This is a genomic window from uncultured Thiocystis sp. (assembly GCF_903866365.1).
Classification (GTDB): Bacteria; Pseudomonadota; Gammaproteobacteria; order Chromatiales; family Chromatiaceae; genus Chromatium.
On record NZ_CAIPNF010000243.1, the window covers coordinates 1 to 19,792 of the forward strand.

Annotated in this window: 19 protein-coding genes, 1 tRNA gene and 3 pseudogenes; 5 read left to right on the forward strand and 18 right to left on the reverse strand. The window is 59.2% G+C overall.

Annotation, left to right across the window (positions count from 1 at the left end; genetic code table 11):
• The 8 genes and pseudogenes from QZY07_RS27430 to QZY07_RS13690 all read right to left on the reverse strand — a co-directional run.
• Window positions 1-67, reverse strand: a 67-nt coding sequence (locus QZY07_RS27430) for a transposase DNA-binding-containing protein (protein WP_363184226.1), incomplete at its 3' end; no start/stop codon positions are given.
• An 83-nt stretch (window positions 68-150) separates the two neighbouring features.
• Window positions 151-414: pseudogene (locus tag QZY07_RS27435) on the reverse strand (HEPN domain-containing protein); the annotation flags it as partial.
• The gene (locus tag QZY07_RS13665) at window positions 407-733 is read right to left on the reverse strand and encodes a nucleotidyltransferase domain-containing protein (protein ID WP_295403652.1); all 327 of its coding nucleotides are present in this window, start codon (window positions 731-733) and stop codon (window positions 407-409) included. The gene QZY07_RS13665 and the pseudogene QZY07_RS27435, both read right to left, overlap by 8 nt.
• Window positions 730-1,290 carry a Uma2 family endonuclease gene (locus QZY07_RS13670; protein ID WP_295403694.1) on the reverse strand — a complete coding sequence of 187 codons (561 nt, stop codon included), beginning with the start codon at window positions 1,288-1,290 and terminating at the stop codon, window positions 730-732. The genes QZY07_RS13665 and QZY07_RS13670 overlap by 4 nt, the downstream gene beginning before the upstream one ends.
• Window positions 1,291-1,410: 120 nt before the next feature.
• Window positions 1,411-2,276 (reverse strand): annotated as a pseudogene (locus QZY07_RS13675) (glycosyltransferase family 2 protein).
• Between the two features lie 324 nt (window positions 2,277-2,600).
• A complete protein-coding gene (locus tag QZY07_RS13680; protein ID WP_295403655.1) occupies window positions 2,601-2,909 on the reverse strand; it encodes a helix-turn-helix domain-containing protein in 309 nt (102 codons plus the stop codon).
• A 637-nt stretch (window positions 2,910-3,546) separates the two neighbouring features.
• Window positions 3,547-3,831, reverse strand: coding sequence for an XRE family transcriptional regulator (locus QZY07_RS13685; protein WP_295403658.1), 285 nt, complete (start codon window positions 3,829-3,831; stop codon window positions 3,547-3,549).
• On the reverse strand, window positions 3,828-4,175 hold the full coding sequence (locus QZY07_RS13690) for a type II toxin-antitoxin system RelE/ParE family toxin (RefSeq protein WP_295403661.1): 348 nt from the start codon (window positions 4,173-4,175) through the stop codon (window positions 3,828-3,830). Before QZY07_RS13690 ends, QZY07_RS13685 begins: the two co-directional genes overlap by 4 nt.
• Window positions 4,176-4,545: 370 nt before the next feature.
• On the opposite strand from QZY07_RS13690, the gene QZY07_RS13695 reads away from it, so the two are divergent.
• Complete coding sequence (locus QZY07_RS13695; protein ID WP_295403664.1) at window positions 4,546-5,706, forward strand: transposase; 1,161 nt, start codon at window positions 4,546-4,548, stop codon at window positions 5,704-5,706.
• A 348-nt stretch (window positions 5,707-6,054) separates the two neighbouring features.
• Window positions 6,055-7,320 carry an RNA-guided endonuclease IscB gene (iscB, locus tag QZY07_RS13700; RefSeq protein ID WP_295403667.1) on the forward strand — a complete coding sequence of 422 codons (1,266 nt, stop codon included), beginning with the start codon at window positions 6,055-6,057 and terminating at the stop codon, window positions 7,318-7,320.
• Here iscB and QZY07_RS13705 read toward each other — a convergent pair.
• From QZY07_RS13705 to tfpZ, 6 genes and pseudogenes are all read right to left on the reverse strand, one after another.
• Window positions 7,317-7,505: a hypothetical protein gene (locus QZY07_RS13705; protein ID WP_295403670.1), complete on the reverse strand. Its 189-nt coding sequence runs from the start codon at window positions 7,503-7,505 to the stop codon at window positions 7,317-7,319. The genes iscB and QZY07_RS13705 overlap by 4 nt on opposite strands.
• Before the next feature lie 71 nt (window positions 7,506-7,576).
• On the reverse strand, window positions 7,577-7,873 hold the full coding sequence (locus QZY07_RS13710) for a type II toxin-antitoxin system RelE/ParE family toxin (protein ID WP_295403673.1): 297 nt from the start codon (window positions 7,871-7,873) through the stop codon (window positions 7,577-7,579).
• 1,145 nt (window positions 7,874-9,018) lie between these two features.
• A pseudogene (locus QZY07_RS13715) lies at window positions 9,019-9,135 on the reverse strand (DUF29 family protein); the annotation flags it as partial.
• 67 nt (window positions 9,136-9,202) lie between these two features.
• Complete coding sequence (locus QZY07_RS13720; RefSeq protein ID WP_295403676.1) at window positions 9,203-9,556, reverse strand: type II toxin-antitoxin system PemK/MazF family toxin; 354 nt, start codon at window positions 9,554-9,556, stop codon at window positions 9,203-9,205.
• Window positions 9,557-9,579: 23 nt separating this feature from the next.
• Window positions 9,580-9,834 carry an AbrB/MazE/SpoVT family DNA-binding domain-containing protein gene (locus tag QZY07_RS13725; RefSeq protein ID WP_295403678.1) on the reverse strand — a complete coding sequence of 85 codons (255 nt, stop codon included), beginning with the start codon at window positions 9,832-9,834 and terminating at the stop codon, window positions 9,580-9,582.
• 335 nt (window positions 9,835-10,169) lie between these two features.
• Complete coding sequence (gene tfpZ / locus QZY07_RS13730; RefSeq protein ID WP_295403680.1) at window positions 10,170-11,003, reverse strand: TfpX/TfpZ family type IV pilin accessory protein; 834 nt, start codon at window positions 11,001-11,003, stop codon at window positions 10,170-10,172.
• 910 nt (window positions 11,004-11,913) lie between these two features.
• Between tfpZ and QZY07_RS13735 the strand changes: the two genes are divergently transcribed.
• A complete protein-coding gene (locus tag QZY07_RS13735; RefSeq protein ID WP_295403682.1) occupies window positions 11,914-14,922 on the forward strand; it encodes a fused MFS/spermidine synthase in 3,009 nt (1,002 codons plus the stop codon).
• 12 nt (window positions 14,923-14,934) lie between these two features.
• Entirely contained in the window at window positions 14,935-16,785 is a 1,851-nt protein-coding gene (locus QZY07_RS13740) for a tetratricopeptide repeat-containing sulfotransferase family protein (RefSeq protein ID WP_295403684.1), read from the forward strand.
• Between the two features lie 32 nt (window positions 16,786-16,817).
• Here the strand turns inward: QZY07_RS13740 and QZY07_RS13745 are convergent, their stop codons facing one another.
• Together QZY07_RS13745 and QZY07_RS13750 are read right to left on the reverse strand one after the other, a co-directional pair.
• Window positions 16,818-17,144 carry a hypothetical protein gene (locus tag QZY07_RS13745; RefSeq protein WP_295403687.1) on the reverse strand — a complete coding sequence of 109 codons (327 nt, stop codon included), beginning with the start codon at window positions 17,142-17,144 and terminating at the stop codon, window positions 16,818-16,820.
• Window positions 17,145-17,457: 313 nt separating this feature from the next.
• On the reverse strand, window positions 17,458-17,976 hold the full coding sequence (locus QZY07_RS13750) for a pilin (protein ID WP_295403689.1): 519 nt from the start codon (window positions 17,974-17,976) through the stop codon (window positions 17,458-17,460).
• Between the two features lie 486 nt (window positions 17,977-18,462).
• Here QZY07_RS13750 and QZY07_RS13755 point away from each other — a divergent pair, with 486 nt between their 5' ends.
• The gene (locus QZY07_RS13755) at window positions 18,463-18,939 is read left to right on the forward strand and encodes a tetratricopeptide repeat protein (RefSeq protein ID WP_295403691.1); all 477 of its coding nucleotides are present in this window, start codon (window positions 18,463-18,465) and stop codon (window positions 18,937-18,939) included.
• 205 nt (window positions 18,940-19,144) lie between these two features.
• Here QZY07_RS13755 and QZY07_RS27440 read toward each other — a convergent pair whose 3' ends face one another.
• On the reverse strand, window positions 19,145-19,489 hold the full coding sequence (locus QZY07_RS27440; RefSeq protein ID WP_363184224.1) for a type II toxin-antitoxin system PemK/MazF family toxin: 345 nt from the start codon (window positions 19,487-19,489) through the stop codon (window positions 19,145-19,147).
• Window positions 19,490-19,652: 163 nt separating this feature from the next.
• Window positions 19,653-19,739: transfer RNA gene (locus tag QZY07_RS13760), tRNA-Leu, on the reverse strand.
• Window positions 19,740-19,792: the final 53 nt, after the last annotated feature.

Here is a 19,792-nt window from a genome sequence, read left to right on the forward strand (position 1 = left end):
CCGCCCGTCGGTCGCGGCGCGCGTCGCCCAGATCGATCCCGCGAAATTCTTCTTCTGCCCAGCCCATACAGACCCCATCGAACAACAGTGCCAAAACCGGATTTTACCCGAACACGGGAAGTTGTGTGTAATGGGATGGGTCAAGACCTCAGTCGCCTCGGCAAGTACGCTAAACGCTGGATCCAACTGCTCACAGTCCACGAGCAACGGAACCAGCAAATGAGTCTTTCGGAAGGGAACGTCATAGAGCGCAAGATAAGCCTCCTTTAACGCTTTCTCCGCCGCTTGCTGACAATGATAAGCCGCCGTGTCAAGGAGTGGCGGTGTATCGGTCTGAAGACGGCGTGCCGAGCGCAGATTATGGCGCGCCTTGGTCAGCCATTGCTGGATAAGCCGAGCTTTGTTCTCATCCATAAAGCAACCGACCTCGCTCCAAAGCCTGGCGCTCCAGCGAGGTTGGAACCCGTGCCGCGCGCGTCATCTCGTCACGGGTCCGTACAATGACTTCAAGGGGTAGACGGATGCCGCGTAGACTGCGATAAACCTCACGCGCCCGGCGATAACCTGGCTGACTGGAGGCGCTGAGCACAACCAACAAATCGATGTCGCTATCCGCGTTCGGTTGTCCCCAAACGTGCGATCCAAACAGCAGAATTTGCTCCGGCTGAACGGCCTGGACGATGCGATTCACCGCCTCGGCCAGCGCATCGGACGCATGGACGTGAGGTCTCATCCGAGTGGCACATCCTCATAAATCGCCTCCAGCCCCAACTCGACATCCAGGCAATCGAGCCGAATGCTGCCTTCGGTCACGATTTCCTGTGCCCAGTCCCGTGCGCGGCGGTAAACCTCCACCTCGCGGGCGGTCTGCGAGATCAGCAGGTATTCTTGCAAACTCGGAATGGTCTGATAGGCCCAGAATTTTTCGCGCCGGTCGATGCGCGCGGTGGAGCCGGACAGCACCTCGACGAGCAGACAGGGGTGCGTGCGATAGTAGGTCGCGCGATCGTTCTGATCGCAGCTCAGGAGCAGATCGGGGTAATAAAAGATGTCCTGATTCTGGATGTGCAGCCGCACCTTCATGTCGTTGGCGAAGAGCTGGCAGGGCGTGCCGCGCAGGAGCGGGCGCAGCGCGCTGGCGATATTGAGCGTGATGAGGCCGTGCCGGTCGCTCGCCCCGGTCATGGCATACAACTCGCCGTCAATATATTCGTGACGGCTGTCGGCACCGTCTTCGGCGGTCAAATAATCATCGACGGTCAGTTTCAGGTGGCGGGCAAGGTTGGTCATGGCGGTCATCTCCTCTTTTTCCTCGTGACGCTGCGTCTCAGCCGGAACCGTGGCGCTGTCTTTATACATCAACGGCGCGATCTGCTCCGACACCAAGCCGAAAGGAGACAGCGGACGCCATTATCGATCCCCTTCACGATAGTTCAGCGCCGTAATCTGCTCCGAGATCAACCCCATCATAAACACGATGATCGCCGCCGTGAGGAGCAAGGCACTCATGTTGGTGAAACGGCCCATGCTCAAATAGGTATAGAGATAATACCCAGCTCCGGTGAACAAAAAAGCCGCGCTGACCGGGAAAAAGAGTTTCAACGGCGAATACAGAGTCACCACCTTGAACATGATCAGCAAAAAACGCACGCCATCGCGCAAGGGTCGGAGATGGCTCTGGCTTTCCGCCCTGCGCTGGCCGGCGGTGATGGGCACGTAGCCGACCGGATAGCCGGAGCGAAAAAAAGCCATGGTAATGGTCGTGGGATACGAGAAACCGTTGGGCAGCAGATAATAGAGGAAACGTCGAAACGGTTCGGCACGCACCGCCCGGAAGCCAGACGTCAGGTCGTCAATCCGGTGACCGGTCATCAGCGAGGCAAAGCGGTTGTAAACGGCATTGGCCAGACCGCGCCCCAGGCTGGCTTGAGAGCCCTGACCACGCGCGCCCGCAGCCATCTCGTAACCCGTCTCCAGTTTGGCCAGCAGACGCGGGATGTCGGCGGGATCATGCTGACCGTCGGCGTCCATGAACACCAGCACCTCACCCGTCGCGGCGCGCGCGCCAGCCTTGACGGCGGCGCCATTGCCCTGGCTGTATAGGGGTGGGCGATCACGCGGACACCCTGCGCGCGGGCGATGTCAGGCGTCGCGTCGGTCGAACCGTCATCGACCAGAATCAATTCGGCAGTAGGCAATTGCTGGCGGATGCGCGAGAGCAGATCGCCCAGACTGGCGGACTCGTTTTTAGCGGGGAGGATGATGGATAGGGTCATTTTTTAGCTCGTTCACGCCGTCTGCGGGAAGGTGGTTGCAACGGTCTGGCGGTGCGTCGGTGACGCGATACTGGAGCGTCGCGAACGGCTCCATGTCCACGCAGAGGGTGTAAAGCGAGAGCGAAACCCACCAATCCCCGCGCCAAGGTTGCAGATCCGTGCAGAAAAACGCCCATTTGGCGAGGACGTTTCGATCAAGCGGTAGAGCGGTGGTCGATGGGTTTCACGGCCAATCGGCATCCGAACCAATCATTTAACGTCAGAGCGTGGCCGTTCTACCCATCAGCGGTGGGTTTTCGCTATCGCTCTACCCACCCTACCTCGCTAACCGAAAACCTCGCGAAGTACATCGGGCCGCTGTCTTGCAATCCGAATCAATGATGCTGCCGCTCGACTGGGTTGTCTTCGACCTTGCTCCCAATCTTGAAGGGTTCTAACCGAGACGCCGAGAAGCTCCGCAAACTTTGGTTGAGACAGACCAGTCTTGTTTCGTGCCTCCACCACGGGCGAAAGCTCGACGGCATGAATCGCACCAACCTTTCCGGCTTTAATGCTCCTCACGGCGTCTAATGCTTCTTGCCAAACATCGCGACCCAAGTCACGTTCGATCAATTCTTTTTCACTAAGAGCCATTGACAAGTTCCTCCTTCAGTGATCTGAGGATATGCGCGGGCGCGTTATCTTGCCGGGATTTGGCGTCGATCGTCAGAAGCCAGATCAAGCTTGCGTCGAGTTGATTGTAGTAGATGACTCTCACGCCGCCTCGTTTACCCTAGCCGTCTCGGGACCAGCGTACCTTGCGAACGCCACCCGACCCAGGGACGACATCTCCTGCTTCGGGGTTGTGCGCAAGCCACGCGGCGAACCTGCCACGCTCGTCTTCCGAAAGATAGTCCGGCCAACGCGCAGAAAAAACGGGGGATTCGATCAGGGTGAACACCCGAGAAATGCTACGGCAAAGCCGTATGCCCTGCAAGTTGTAGGGTACGCATCGCGGACCATTCGGCGCTACCTCGCTTCACGCTCCCCCGACGAAGACGATTGATCCATCAATCCCGTCGATCCGTCGATCCGTAGGGTGGGTAGAGCGAAGCGAAACCCACCGAACCCACGCGCAACCTTCCCGATCCGCACACAACGCAAAACGCCCCAGGTTTCGCGAGGGCGTTTCGATCCAGCGTTGGAGCGGGGTGCGATGGGTTTCACGGCCAAGCGGCGTTCGTGCCAATCATCAATGTGATACCGTGGCCGTTCTACCCATCTACGCTGGCTACAGAGGTGTGAGTTCAATCCGCAACTGCTGTCCAAGCGCCTTCGCGGCACTGCTCAAGGTGGTGAGCGTCAAACTGGTATCGGTTTCATCCAGTAAACGATTCAGCGCCGCTCGACTGGTCCGCATTTTCTCTGCCAAGGCGGTCTTGGTCAGGTGCTGAGACTTCATTTCTCGGGCAATCTGCCACGCGATGATGCGCTTGACCGCCACCGCCGCGGTTTCACTCAGGATGGCTTCATCCGCAAGAAAATCATCGAAGTCGCTACCAATATGCGGGTTCATCGAAAGCTCCGGAGTTGTTGAAGACGCCGTTTGGCAAGAGCCAGATCGTCAAGCGGGGTTTGCTGCGATTGCTTGAAGAATCCGTGTAATAAAACGATTTCATGCTCGACCACTGTAAACATAACCCGTGCGATGCGACCAGGCATCGCAATGCGAACTTCCCAGAGCCGCTGGGCGAGCTTACGCACCAGCGGCATTCCGAGCGGCCACCCAAATTGCACCGTCTTGATATCTTCGCCAATCAAGCGGCGTTCATTGGCGGGCAAAGCCTTAAGCCAATCGCGCACCGGCTCGTTGCCGCTTTCGGTCGCGAAGAAGCGGACGGTTAGTATGGGGTCTGACATGCCCGCATCGTATCATTTTTGGTGCGCATTAACATCCCCATCCCAGCCCGGACAAGAGAAAACCCCCGCCCCAAGGAGTCGGGAGCGGGTTGGGAAGGGCTGTGGGGTTCCGTACCCGAGGGATTAGGAGCGCCGAGCGTTGTCGGGTACGCATCGCGTCCCATTCGGCGCACCAAAAACCGCCGCGTTTCCGAGGAGACGCGGCGGTTCGATCAAGCGTTCAACCCATGCATCGGCGTCCGTGCCGTTTGAGAGGGCTTTAGCAGTTCGTTAAATATCTAATCAAAGCTTTACATTTATCTACAAATTGCAGAGATTGCCGTGATCCATTTCGTGTGTCACCTCGCGCGACTGGTGTAAATTCCGCGTCATGCTGATCGCGAACAAAATCGAACTGCGCCCCACGCTCGAACAGGCCGATGATCTCAATCGCGCCTGCGGGGCGCGACGGCACTGTTACAACCAGTTGTTGGACCATTTCAGTCAGCCCGGCGTGACGTGGTCGAAGGCGGCGGCATATCAGCACTCTATGACGGTCTTGCGCGTTCAGTTCCCCTGGTATAGCGAGGTCTCCAGTCGCGTCACCCGCAACGCCATCGACGATCTGGATACCGCCTTCAAAGGCTTCTTCCGGCGCGTCAAAAACGGCTCCAAGAAGCCCGGCTATCCCCGCTTCAAAAAGAAGGATGTGAACGATTCCTTCGCCTTGCGCGAGCCGTCCAAGTTTGCTGTGGACGGGCGAACCCTGCGCATCGAGCGGCTCAAGACCCGAATCGCCCTGCGCCAGCGGTTGCGGTTCGCCGGCCAGACCAAGCAAGCGACCATCAGCAAGCGAGCCGGTCGCTTCTTCGTCTCGATCCTCGTCGAAACACAAGACTACAACCCGCACGCGCCGGATCGGCCGTCCGTCGGCGTGGACTTTGGCATCAAGGATCTGGCCGTGCTCAGTACCGGCGAGGCGATTCCGGCGAACCCGCGCCTCAAGAAGAACCTCAAGCAGTTGAAGCGTCGACAACGGAACCTGTCGCGCAAGGCGAAAGGGAGCCGCCGCCGAGCGAAAGCCAAGCTCAAGGTTGCCAAGCTCCACGCCCGCATCGGCAACCAACGTCAGGCCGTGCTCCACGAACTGTCTGACATGCTGACGCGCACCTACCAGGTCATCACCATCGAAGACCTGAATGTCTCCGGGATGACCAAGAACCGCAAGCTCGCCCGCGCCGTGTCCGATGCGGGCTTTGGCGAGCTGCGGCGGCAGATCGAGTACAAGGCCCAGTGGCGCGGCGTGACCGTGGTGATCGCGGATCGATGGTTTCCATCCTCCAAGACCTGTCACGCCTGCGGTCAGATCCACGACCTGCCGTTGTCGCAACGCATCATGAGCTGCGACTGCGGCCATGTCATGGATCGCGACCTGAACGCGGCCTTGAACTTAAATCAGTACGGTCTGGATGCGCTCAAGCCGGACCTTAAACGCACGCAGGAGCCAGATAAGACCGGATCGAAAGGTCCGGCACTGGCGTTGACGGCGTGAATAGACTTGTTCAGATTCGGTTAGGTTTGAATAGGTTTTTATGAGCGGCTCGTGTTCAACACCGAAGCCAGGACGGTTTGACTCAACTGGTGCCGCTCCCGGAGTGCGCGGATCCCTTTCAAAAATCCTAACATTCGCTCACGAATGTTCTTGAAAGGTGCAGGCTAAGCCCTTCGTGGGCTACGTTGGATTGGTCATGACACCCAAGAATGAACGCCAGTTTTTGGCGCTGTCGTCACGGATTAAGCAAAGGGCGAATGGGATGGCTAACCCGAGTGTCCGCGACATGACAAGCCTTTCCAACCTTGCCGAGGCAAACATCACCCAGCAATGGAGATCGCTTCAGAAATGAACGCCAATTTTGTTTTTGTGCTGGAGACGGACAAGCGGCCGTTGTCGCCGTGTCCTCCGGCACGCGCGCGGGAACTGTTGAGGGACGGCAAAGCGGCGGTCTTTCGGCGGTATCCCTTCACCATCATCCTGAAACGGACGGTCCCGGACGCGGACCCCGAGCCTTGTCAGATCAAGCTCGATCCCGGCAGCAAGACCACGGGCATGGCCTTGGTCCAGGGCGAAAAGGTCATCTGGGGCGGCGAGATCGCGCATCGTGGCGGGTTGATCAAAAAGCAGCTGGATCGTCGTCGCGCCAGCCGCCGCTTGCGGCGTTCGCGTTTGCGCTATCGCGCACCGCGCTTCTTGAACCGGACACGGGCGAAGGGCTGGCTTCCGCCCAGCCTCCAGCATCGCGTTAAAACGACGCTCACCTGGGTGCGTCGGCTGATCCGCTTCGCGCCGGTTGGCGAGCTAACCCAAGAACTCGTCAAGTTCGATATGCAAGCGATGCAAAACCCGGAAATTTCAGGCGTCGAGTACCAGCAGGGCGAACTGCTCGGGTTCACCGTGAAGGAATACCTGCTCGACAAATGGGGCAGGACGTGCGCCTATTGCGGGGTCGAGCATATCCCGCTGGAAGTGGAACACCTCCATCCAAAAAGCAAGGGCGGCTCGGATCGCGTCTCGAACTTGACCTTAGCCTGTGTCAAGTGCAACCGGAAAAAGGGCAACCGTCCGGTCGAGGACTTTCTCGCCAAGAAGCCGGATCTGCTCAAGCGCCTTCAGGCGAAGGCCAAGGCGCCGCTCAAGGACGCGGCTGCCGTGAATGCAACCCGTTGGGAGCTGTACCGCTCGCTCGAAGCGACCGGCCTACCCGTCACGGTCGGGACCGGCGCGCAGACCAAGTTTAACCGCAAACAACTCGGCTGGAAGAAAGCGCATTGGCTGGATGCGGCCGCGGTCGGCGCGGTCGGCGCGCTGACCTTGGCAACCGAGCAACCCTTGCGCGTGACCTGCAAGGGCCAGGGCGGACGGCAGAAAGCGGTCTTGGATCGTAACGGGTATCCCAAACAACATCGGTCGCTCAAACCGATCCGGGGCTGGCGTTCCGGCGACATCGCCAGTTGCGAAGGCCAAGTTGGACGGATCAGCCCGCGCACCACCGGCTCCTTCGAGCTGCGTCCGTGCGACGGCGGAAAGCCGTTCAGCCGCCCGGAGAGAACCTTTCGCTCGGTTCATCGCAATGATGGCTATGCCTACGTAAAAATGAACGAACGTTAGAGAATGTCAACAAATGGGGAACTGTTTTCTAACCGCTCGCTGGTATAGGGAGGAATGCGCTCCAGACACAGCGCGTCATAGTGTTGCATGCGGTGCCAGTCGATGAAGCCCGCTTGGTGCAGATCCTGGGCCGTTTCATGAACCGCTTCAAGGATGCGGCTGGCGTTCTTGGCCTGAGTGGTCATGACAAATTTCCTCCAATGCCCGAATCGCAACCTGTGCGTCGAGCTGATTCGCGTTGAGCGTCAACAAATCGTTAGCAAGCGATTGCAGGGCTTCGAGTTCTGATGGCGAGACGTTCGCGCGGTCGTTTTTTGGCAAATCCGTACAGAAAGAACCAGCGATCCTGCCGGTTGGTCGCCAGCAGGGTTCGCGTTCCGCCACGTTTGCCGCGTCCCGGCATGGCAATGCGCTTTTTGACCACGCCACCGCCAAGATCCGCATCGACCAGTCCCGCCGCCATTTCGTTGACAGCGGCACATAAAGCCACCGCCGTCAGCTCGCTCTTGCGCAACCCGCGTGAGAAGTGGCGCGTGATGAAGATCCTGATCATCTGGTCAGTGTATCACCAAGTGATAGAGCCACAGCGCCACAGTGCCGGCGCTCGTCTCAGTGTCTCGATGGCGATGCTGGCTGACTCGTCGGATGGGTCGAGCGGAGCGAAACCCATCGAACCCCGCGCCGAGGTGTCAGGATCGCGCAACGCAAAACGCCCCCGGTTTCCCGAGGGCGTTTCGATCAAGCGTTGGAGCGGCGGTCGATGGGTTTCACGGCCAAGCGGCGTTCGTGCCAAAGTAGAGTACGCACCGCGTACCATTCGGCGCATCGAAAAACCGCCGCGTTCCGGGAAGAAACGCGGCGGTTTCATCAGGCGTCCGTCCCACCAATCCGCGTCCGTGCCGATTGAGAGGTGTAAGGTACGCGATGCGCACCCTACCCGGCATGCCTTGTCTTCCAGCCGGACGGGGCATTCGCCCCGTCCGAAACGTTTTGAACCGTGCCGATCTGCCGCCCAAAACGTGCGGGACGGGGTGAATACCCCGTCCCGCTTGGACGGCCAAGCGGCGTTCGTGCCAATGATTAACGTCATACCGTGGCCGCTCTACCCATCCTACGCTGGCTACCTCGCTATGCTGGCTATCCATCCTCGCTGATGAATGTCTCTCCCTTGATCCGATGCAACTGGTCCCGAATACCGCCGCGGGCACGGAAACGGGGGTTGGCGAGCAGTGCGTCGACCAGTGCGCGCAGGTCGGCGGACTGGAGATGCGGACAGCCTCCAGACGCCTGCAACTCGCGGATATTCTCAAGCGCATGCAGCGTCAGATAGCTGAAATGGCTGGTGTCCAGCGTCTCCAATAACCCCGCCAGCAAACGCGCGAAGGCTGGCCCGTCATCGAGATAACAGCGCAGCCGCAGTGCCTGCATGCCGAGGCTGCTCAAGTGTGGATTGCGCGTCCAGGTGTCTTCCAGCATCTTCAGTGATTCATCGCGATAACCAGCCTCGTAATACGTCTGGGCCACCGCCTGCACCGCGCGTGGCGAGTCCGGGTGCTGACGCGCCCAGAGTTCCTGCTGACGCTGGCCCCAGATGTCGAGGGTCTGCCAGAGCACGAAGGCCAGGAAGAGCAGATAGAGCGCGCTGATCCCAAGGCGCAGCCGGGGCTGGATCGGCAGCCGCGTGCCGAGCGCGGCCACCACGTCATCGATCTCCTCGGCAAGGTGCGCGATGTCCAACAGGTCAAACCGTCGAGCGCGCAACAGGTTCGCCTGTTCATGTGCCCAAGCGACGAGATCGTTTTCGTAGGTGTGCATGGGGTTGCTCCTTCGCGGCTGGATGGCGATGATGCCGGAAGCATCCAGGCGTGTGAACCCACCCTCGTTACGCGATTTGCACGATTTGATTCAGGATCGTACAGACCTCGGCAAATCGGGCATCGGCCAGCCGCTTCAATGGATGCGGCCGGGCCAGTCGAACGCGCCAATCGAAGGATTTCGGTTGATGGCAAAGCACGAAGCTCGTCTTTTGCGTCCCCTGTTTTCGGGCGGTTCCAACGGCAATCGCAAACGGGTTGTCAGCATTGTACTCGGCTGTCGTCATGGGCAAACCGATGACCAACGACGTGCGTTCGTTGAAATTGCGCGGCGACAGCACGAGGAAGGGATGGGTGTCCCGCATTTCACGCCCGGCTTGCGGGTTGCAGTCGATCCAGATGATCTCCTGTCGCTCAGGCACCCAGTTCGCCGCGTGAGCGTGGGTTACCAACGCTCGGACCCGAGACGCTCGACATCCGCCATGATTTCGCCACCATGGCGGGCAGGATCATAGCGCGCCAGCCGTTGTTCCAGCGTCGGTTGTGCCGTGTCCACCGGCGCGATGATCACGCATCCGCCTTCTGAAAAAACGCGGACCCGCTGCTCGGCATGGAGGTGGGCCTCGCGGGCGATCGCGGCGGGAAGACGCACCCCTAAGCCATTACCCCAGTATTTAATGTCGAGAAATGCTTCGCTCACGAGTAGTCACCTGGCAGCATGTTTAAACAAAGTTTAAACATGGCCGCGCGCGATTGACAAGCAAAATACGAAGCATGGTCGCGACATCGAGGCGAAAAACCGCCGCGTTCCGGGAAGAAACGCGGCGGTTTCATCAGGCGTCCGTCCCACCAATCCGCGTCCGTGCCGATTGAGAGGTGTAAGGTACGCGATGCGTACCCTACCCGGCATGCCTTGTCTTCCAGCCGGACGGGGCATTCGCCCCGTCCGAAACGATTTGAACCGTGCCGATCTGCCGCCCAAAACGTGCGGGACGGGGTGAATACCCCGTCCCGCTTGGGAGTCCGTCCCACCAATCAGCGTCTGTGCCGATTGAGAGGTGTAAGGTACGCGATGCGTACCCTACCCGGCTCTCGTTCACCCCAACCTACGCGGGCTGGCTCCGGCTCCCGCCAGGGATCGCTGTCGATCCAGCCGACGGGCTGGCCGTCGGCGCGCGCGAGAACCAGGATGATGTCTTGATGCTTGCCGCGCAGCGGGAAGTAAAGATAGTCGCTGGCCTGTCCGCCGCGACGTTCGAGCAACCGCGCCAAACCGCGTGCGGTCGCGTCATCCTGGGATGCCAGGCGCGCGATATCGAGGCTCCGTCGACTGAGCTGCTCCAAGTCTGGCTGATACGGCCGATAGAGCTCGGCGCGGTATTCCAGATCCTTCGCGCCTTGCATCACCACCGCAAACATCAACTCGTTGCGCTCTTTCGGATCCTCGGGTGGGAGCGCCTCCGCGAGCAGCGGGCCGATGCCGATCCGGCGTTGCAACTCCGGAGAACGGATTTTTTCGAACGCGACCTCCGCCGCCGGGATGGCGGTGAAGCGGTCGACCGCGAAGACGGTAAAGGCCGGGCGCTGCTGGTAAATCAGCAAACCGCCATAGGCCAGCGCCGCCACTTGCAGCATCACGATCACGCTCATGTCGAACCTCAGGCTCGGCTTGCCGGGCTTGAAGACGATCAGGGTTAGCAAGGGGCCGAGCACCACGTCCACGCCGGCCAGGATCCGCAGGACCGTCCAGCCGCCGTTGATGGCGAAATCGGGTGCGGGATACCAGGCGAACCACATGATGCCGAGAAAGATCGACAGTACGGCGGCGCTGGCGGTTAGGTGAATCGCAAAGGCGCGTCCTTTAGTCATCGGGGCGATCCTCTGAATAGGGTTGGCGGTTTGGACGGGAGCGGCGGGAAGATGGCCGACTCGGTCCAGACAAAGGCGATGCGTTTGCAAGAGCTGACAGCGTCAATGGGCGACCACGCCAAGCATCCATGCCCCAGTCTCGTCGGCTAGGTTTGGTCGAACGTCGCAAAACCCATCGTACCCCAGCCCAGCGCATCGGAATCGTTATCACCAAAAACGCCCCCGATTGTCGGGGGCGTTTTCGTCGAGCGTTGGAGCCGTGGTCGATGGGTTTCACGGCCAGTCGGTGTCCGTGCCAAAGTAAGGTACGCACCGCGTACCATTCGGCGCATCGAAAAACCGCCGCGTTCCGGGAAGAAACGCGGCGGTTCAATCGGTCCAGGTCAATCCGTTTGTCCAATCGGCATCCGTGCCGTTTGAGAGGGTTAAGGTACGCGATGCGTACTCGGCTCGCTCAGCCCGGCGGTCGCTTGCCGAACGTGGAGGATGATCGAGAGCGCCAAGGTGCCAGAATCGGACGTCTTCGACGATTCGCGGTTCAAAACGGGCCTCACGGTGATTCGCGCTGAAGATTGAGCAGATTGGAGAAGCATCTCGAACCGTCAAGCGTTGGCGCGGTGGTCGCCGAGCCAGGTAACCTGGCCATCGCAGGACGAAAACCACGCGATAATCCGTGATCCATTCCACTCGACAGTGTGCCAAGCGGCCCCTATGCTTGCCCCGACCGAACTGTCGATTCAATAGAACGAACGCGCAACCCAGCCGAACGGTGCATTCGCCCCGGGCGAAATGGTTTGAACGTCACCACTGTGCCGCCGGAAACCGTGCGGGGCTGAGTGAATACCCCGTCCCGCTGGCGCGGATCTCCCCGCTTTTCGAAGCCGCCACCATCGCTGGGAAACCCCACGAAATGAACCAAAGCATCCTTTCCAAATATCTCCTGTTTGCGATCTTCGCGGTTTCGGGCTTCTCCGGGCTGATCTATGAATCCATCTGGTCACACTATCTCAAGCTCTTTCTCGGCCATGCGGCCTACGCCCAAACCCTGGTACTCGCCATCTTCATGGGCGGCATGGCACTCGGTTCATGGGTCATCGCGCGCCGTGGCCAGCGGTGGCGTAACCTGCTGCTCATCTATGTCGCGGTCGAGGGCATCATCGGACTCTTGGGGCTGGTGTTTCACCAAAGTTTCGTGGCGACGACCGACCTCATCTTCTCCAGCGCGATCCCCGCGCTCGGCGCATCCGCTTGGGTGCCGTTCGTGAAGTGGGGAGTTGCCTCCCTGCTGATCCTGCCCCAATCGATTCTGTTGGGCATGACCTTTCCGTTGATGAGCGGCGGCATCCTGCGCCGGTTCTCGGATCGACCCGGCGCAACCGTCTCGATGCTCTATTTCACCAACAGCCTCGGAGCCGCGATCGGGGTCTTGGTCAGTGGGTTTGCCCTCATTCCCAGCGTCGGTCTACCTGGGACCATCATGACCGCGGGCATCCTGAACGTCCTGCTAGCCCTCGTGGTCTGGCTCATCATCCGTCGCGCGCCAGAGCCCGCGCCAATGCCCCAGCCATCGACAACGGCATCGGACCAGCGAGCGTTGACGTCATTCGCTGCCTGGATCTTGTTCGCCGCCTTCCTCAGCGGTGTCGCTTCCTTCCTGTACGAGATCGCTTGGATACGCATGCTGAGCCTAGTGCTGGGCAGTTCCACGCATGCGTTCGAACTCATGTTGAGCGCCTTCATCCTTGGGCTCGCCCTAGGTGGCCTGTGGATCAGTCGGCGCGCGGACAACCTGCCGGATCCGCAGCGGTTCCTCGGTGTCACCATGATCGTCATGGGCAGTTTGGCGGCCGCCACGATCGTCGTCTACGGCCATAGTTTCGACTGGATGGCCCAGTCCCTACAGGCCCTCAATCGAAACGATCAGGGCTATGCGGCCTTCAATCTGGTCAGTCACGCCATCGCGGCCGTAATCATGCTCCCCGCGACATTCTGCGCGGGCATCACCCTTCCTTTGATGACCCATTCGCTCCTGAAAGCCCGTTATGGCGAACGCGCGATTGGTCGTGTTTACGCGGTCAATACCTTGGGGGCCATCATCGGTGTGATGGCGGCAATTCATCTCCTGATGCCCGTCGTCGGCGTCAAGGGCGTGGTCCTGACGGGCGCCGCGCTCCACATGGTGGCTGGCCTCGCCTTCCTCGTCCGCTCGGCGAGGGGAACGAGTCATACCCGGACAGTCTCCGCGGCGCTCGCTTGGTCGGTCGCTTTGATCGCCATCATGTCCATGGTCGAGTTGGATCCCAGGCGGATGGCTGCGGGGGTCTTTCGGACCGGTCTCGCCCTGCTTCCCGAGGAGGCCGAGGTACCGTTCCACCGCGACGGCAAAACGGCGACGGTGAGCTTGCTTAAGTCAGCAGACGGCAAGATCGGAATCCTCACCAACGGCAAGTCAGATGCGAATATCAACATGGCGGGAGGTCCACCGTCCACGGATGAACTCACGATGATCCTCGCCGGAACCTTGCCCCTCGGCCTGCATCCGCAACCGCACCGGGTCGCGAACATCGGCATTGGCTCTGGATTGACCTCCCATACCCTGCTGACCACGGATCAGGTCGCCGAGCTGGATACCGTGGAGATCGAGCCCCTCATGGCCCGCGCCGCGCGCCAAGCCTTTATGCCGCGCGTCCGCAACCTCTTCGAGGATCCTCGCAGTCACATCCACTTCGAGGATGCGAAGACGTTCTTTGCCACCAGACAGGGACAGTACGATGTCATCGTCTCCGAGCCATCCAACCCCTGGGTCAGCGGCGTCGCGACCTTGTTTTCCGACGAGTTCTACCAGCGTGTCACCCAATATCTGAAGGCGGACGGCATCTTCGTTCAGTGGCTACAGATGTACGAAACGGACATGTCCGTGGTGGCCTCGGTGATGAATGCACTGTCCAAGCATTTTTCGGACTATGTCATCTATAATTCAGGCACCTCCGACATGATCGTGGTGGCAGTTCGCGAGGGCTTGATCGGTCCCTTGCGCGCCTCCCTTTTCGATGCGCAGGGGTTGGCGACGGATCTGGCCCGGGTGGGTCTTCACTCGATAAAGGATATCGAGCACCTGCGCATCGGCAACAAAGCGCTCCTCGATCCGCTGTTCCAGTCGTTCCAGGTTCCCACCAACTCGGATTACTTTCCGTTCGTGGATTACACTTCCCCTCGGATGCGTTTTCTCAACCGTAACGCGAGCGCATTGACGACGGTTCGCTCGGTCCCGATACCGCTCCTGGATGTGCTTGATAACGGGAGGGCCGTTGCTCTCGAAAGACAAAGCCCGGAGTCGCAGACCGCCTTGGCGATCCGGAACGCCGTGATTGACGGGCACTTGGAAGGGTTGAGACCGGGGATCAGGCAGGCCGTCCTGTTGCTCGATCTCGATGACGCGCGGTGCTCCGATGCTGCGGTCCGGTCCACCTGGCTCGATGCGGCGTACCTGCTGTTCGTCACCACAAGTCCCTATCTTCCCCCTGAAGCAGCGACGGGCCTGTGGAGTCGGGTCGAGGCAACCCCTTGCTATCAACGGTTGGATGACCGAGAGCGCCGTCCAATCACGCTATGGAAAGCCACGGCCATGCGTAACGCGCCGTCCATGGCGGCCTCCGGGCGCGAGTTGTTGGAGCGCGGGGCTGTGTTGACGCGCCCTGAGCAGATCCGCTTGGCAGTGGGTTTGACGATGCTGGGGTTGTTAAGTCAAGGGCAGCCGCAGGCGGCGCAATCAATCTGGGATGCCTATGGTCAGGACGCACCGAGAGCCAACTCTTACGACTTGGTCTTGCAATGGCTCCATGCCCTCAGCGTTTGGCCGCACGACAGCTTTACCCCAAGCGCGGTTGGGGCTAGTACACCCGAGAACGGATCCGGCTAAGAGAGACGAAAGATGACCGTGATGCCCACCTCATCACAAACGCTGCGGTACCTTGGTGGGCGTTTTTGGTTCCACAGTGAATGGATGAGCACGCGCATGAGCGAAACCCAAAGCATCGACAATCTGTTCAATCTCGCCAGGGCCGAAAAGCTGCTTCAAGCGGGCAAGCTTGAAGACGCGCGCATGCTTGTCGAGCGCTTTCTCGCCAAGACGCCGGGCGACCTCGGCGCGCTTTACCAACTCGGTCGTATCGAGTTGCGCAGCCAACGCTTCGCAGAGGCCGCGGAGCACTTTGCCGCTTTGGCCGCAGCGGTGCCGGAAGATCCAAACTATCTCAGCGGGCTTGGCGAGACTTTAATGTATACAGGTCGGATTGAGCAGGCCATTCCGGTTCTGCTCAAAACGTTGGAGCTTAATCCAGGCGACAACTGGGCCAAGACCAACCTCGGGCTAGCCTTCATGAAGCATGCGGACTACCGCGTCGCCGCTACGCTGCTTGAAGAGGTACTTGCAAGCCATCCGGCTTACGCCAATGACGTGCATGCGAATCTCGCGAGCATCTATCTTGCCCTCGGAGAACTTCGCGAGGCCATCGAACATGCCCGCACCGCGATTCGCATGCAATGCTCCGACCTCGCTTACATGGAGCAGACCCTTGGCTTCCTGGTCTACGCCAACGACGGCGACATTGATGAGGCATCAAGGCATTTCAGGCGCGCACTGAAGCTCGATCCAACCAGCGGCGAGGCATTCTTTCATTTCGCCTCGATCAAAAAGTATCGGGAACCCGATGGCGAGATGATGGAATGGGTCGAGCAGCAACTCAAGGGTGACATGCCCTCTGCTCGACGCGCCTATTTCCACTTCGGACTCGGGAAAATTCATGACGATCTGAAGCAATGGGAACTCGCGTTCCAACACTATCGGCGGGCGAATCTTGTCGGAAAACGCGCGATTGATTTCACCGGCACGGTCATCCTAGCCAAAAGAACCAGAAAGCTTTTTACCCGCCGGTTTCTCGAACGCCACACTGATCTGGGGAGCGAGACCGAGCAACCCATTTTCATCCTCGGCATGCCACGTTCAGGCTCGACCCTGATTGAGCAGATCCTCACCAGCCATCCGCAGGTAGTTACGGCAGGTGAAATGCCGGTCCTGCCGCGTCTCAGTGAAAAGTTGTGCTTAGAAAGCGCAGGGAAGAACCCAGTCTTCCCTGACTGCTTTAAAAACCTAGATCGCACAATGGCCGATGCAATCGCCAGTCAGTATCTCGAAGCCTTGGGGCAATATGGCGAGGGCGCCGTACGGATTGTCGATAAACTTCCGGGTAATCTGTTCTTTATCGGACTCATCGACTTAATTTTCCCCAAGGCGCACATCATTCATACCGTGCGCAATCCGCTGGATACCAGCTTGTCATGCTTTTTCCAGCCCTTTCGAGAGGCTCCCTGGAGTTACGACCTCTCTTGGATCGGCCAGTATTATCGGCTCAACGAGGACATGATCGCGCATTGGCGTTCAGTGCTTCCAAAGAGCCGCATTCTTGATGTTCAGTATGAAACCCTCATCGAAGATACGGCCAGCGAAGCCAAGCGCATCATTGCCCATTGCGGACTTGAGTGGGACGACGATTGCCTGGATTTTCATCGCGCCAAGCGCGCGGTGTCAACGGCAAGCTTGTGGCAGGTGCGCCAGCCTGTTTACACCAGCTCAAAGCAGCGCTGGATCCATTACGCCCCCTATATCAGCGAACTCGTCCGAGCGCTTGGTCCCTGCGCGCGGCCCTATTTCAACGACATTCAGGCGCACGGCGGTAAGGTGGCAAAATCCTTCTTTCGTCTCGCCTCCTGGAACCGGTCTTAGCGGTTAGAGAGATACAGGCGGAAACCCGGGATTTACGGGGTCTTAAGCATCAGGAGGGTATTGAGTTTCCTGATGGCTTCGGCATCATAGCCAAGCTCTTCAAGTCGGCCAATGAACACTTGGTGAAACTTGGCTTTGCCATAGACCCCAAGCTTATGTAACTGTTTGAATTGGCTGAGCCGTAGTACGAGGTTCTGCATTTGCGCATCGATCCGTTTGCGAGTTTTTTGATCCAGTCGCTCGTCCTGAAAAAATCCGGCAAGCGCCTCCGGCGAGACCTGGCCGAAAAAGTCGCTGGCCAATTCCATCGCGAAGGCTTCGACGCGCTTTGATTGTCGGTTCCAGAAAAATAGTCCCATTGCTCATTGCCTCTTCGGTCGCTTTCCTCGGCTCAACCAGCGTTTAACCTGATGCCGGTCATCCGTGCGACCACTGGGGGGAGAAGATTCCAACCAGCATCATCGCAAATCCCAACCAGAAGGATGTCTTTTTATCTTCCTAAGGTGACGCTGTGACATCAAGACTTGCGATATCTGCGAGGCTGGCGCACGTGTTAGCTCATGGATACAAAAACGCCCCCGGAGTTTCCGAGGGCGTTTGCTCCAAGCTCAGATCGACGAGCCGAGGACTTGCTCTTGCATCCGGCTAGCGTCCGAACGCGCTAAGTGACGACTATTTGCACTCGGACGGAACATACTTGGCGGGCATGGTACCAGCGTTGACGTTACCCAAGGCGCGTGTACCGGCTGTTGCTACGCCGGTTGAAGCGCAGGCCCAGTCGATCCCGCCAGACACGCCAGCTACTGGAGCAGCGCCTTGGACGTTTGGTGAGAAAACAAGCGTCATACCAGCCGCCGCGGTCGGCAGTCCGGATGTGGCTGTGCCTGCCGTGGTGACGGTGATCGTGCCGCCAACGGCCATGGTCACATCCGCGACGAATTTGGTTGCTTTTTCGGCTAGGAGCGTAGCATTCCAAGCAGTCGATGCGGCAGTGAGGCCCGTCAGGCCGTCGCTCATAAATGCTTCGCTGGCGGACGACTTAGCCGAGGATGCCGCGATAATGGCCTCGGAAACCTTGGAACGCACGATGTAGTCTTGATAGGCCGGCAAGGCGATAGCCGCCAGGATACCGATGATCGCGACCACGATCATCAGTTCGATCAGGGTAAAGCCTTGTTGGAACTTTTTCATGGATCTCTCCGCAATGGATGATGAAACCGTCTGAACGGGGAGGCCAATCGGGCCTGACTCTGTCCCGCTGCCCTTCCGAGGTCTCCCGAATCCCGATACAGCAGTTCGTATGCCAATCGCTCGGGCGTGGCTCCCGCTCGCCGATCCGTCTCGCCATCCTCTCGATCACCGTTTTGATCTAAAAAGGTATTTTTTATTTTCGCGCGTGACGAAATGACGTGCGGACAAACGACGAGGATCGAATGCATCCCTAAAATGACCTGCCAACATGCCTGCCATCCTGAAATTGGCACACCTGGAGCGATGACACCGCCGACATTGGCACACCTGGAGCGATGACACCGCCGACATTGGCACACCTGGAGCTGTGACACCGCCGACATTGGCACACCTGGAGCTGTGACATCCCAGATATTGGCACTGTAGAATCGCGGCTTCCCGAGATGTCACACGCGCCTCGCAACGCATCCGATCGAGAGACACACCATGCTCATCAGCGTTACAGCAACCGCCATGCTGACCGGTTGGAGCGAACGAACCGTTTGGCGACGATTTTCCGGTCATGTCGTCAAGAGCGAAACATCCAGCGGACGCTCCATGGTTCCGCTTGATCTCGTTCAGCCTCACCTGTGCATTTCCCTTTCGCCAGAGGATGCCCTGGTGCTCGCAAAAGCGGACGCGGGGGAGGCGGACGCGCAAAACGAGGTCGCGTTACTGTTTTTAACCAATGGCAAACCCGAAAGGGCGATCGGTTGGTTGGAATTCGCCGCCAAGCATGGTCATGCCGATGCCATGAACTTGCTGGGAACCTGCTACATCGAGGGGAACGGCGTCCCGAAGAACGATAACCTCGGCATTGCCTATATCGCGAAAGCCGCCGCGAATGGGCATGTGATTTCGCAACGTCAGATGGATTTTATTCGTGGCCGGTCGGAGACGCCGAAAGACCCCGGTTCAACGTGAAGTCGCGCGCGCGGATGCCGGTTCACTGCGCGTCCGTCGCGCAGTGAGGGGCGTGTCGGGAACGGCCTGTCACGCCTCATCGCGTCGAGCCGAGGGCGCGCAGTTGGCGCAACAGGTCGGGTCGGTCTACGGCATCCGGAGCGAAAGCCGGGGTCGGGTCTCCCATTGCACGCTCCACTCTAATCCACTCATCCAACGCGACGGGTCAGTCAGACGCACGGAGACCGAGCAATTCGGCCATCGCGTGCTCGACGGCCGCGATCTGTTGCCTTGATGCAGTCGTGATCTTCGCTCCGAGGCGCTCGCGTCTGATGGCCATCAATTTGTCCACCATCACCCAGGAGCGACGTTGGGAGTCGCCTGATGGTAGGTCCATGGAAATTCGATAGGTCGCGGGCTCCCCATGCGTCGTGAACGGGCACGCGAGAATTGAACCGGGGCGTGCTGAGTGGTTGTATATGTCTGTTTGAACCACCAGCCACGGTCGCGGTTTTCCATCGTCCCCAGCCGTAGCGGCCAACACAACGTCCCCCCGATTTACGCCTTCCACGGCAGATCCTTCAGGATTTCCGATTCAAGAGCTTCCATCGCCTCAAACGCTTCCGCCTCGCTTACAAAGGGTAGCGATGGGGTACTCTAACGGATATCTTCAGCCAAGGCTGCCATGACTTATTGAGAAGTTACGATTTTTACGCCTAACCCCTTGTTTTTATTGGTACCGAGGGCCGGAATCGAACCGGCATGGGGTCACCCCCGTCAGATTTTGAGTCTGATGCGTCTACCAATTTCGCCACCCCGGCAACGCAGTCTGAAAATATACACTTGTGACGACTGAAATGGTATCCCCGGTTGC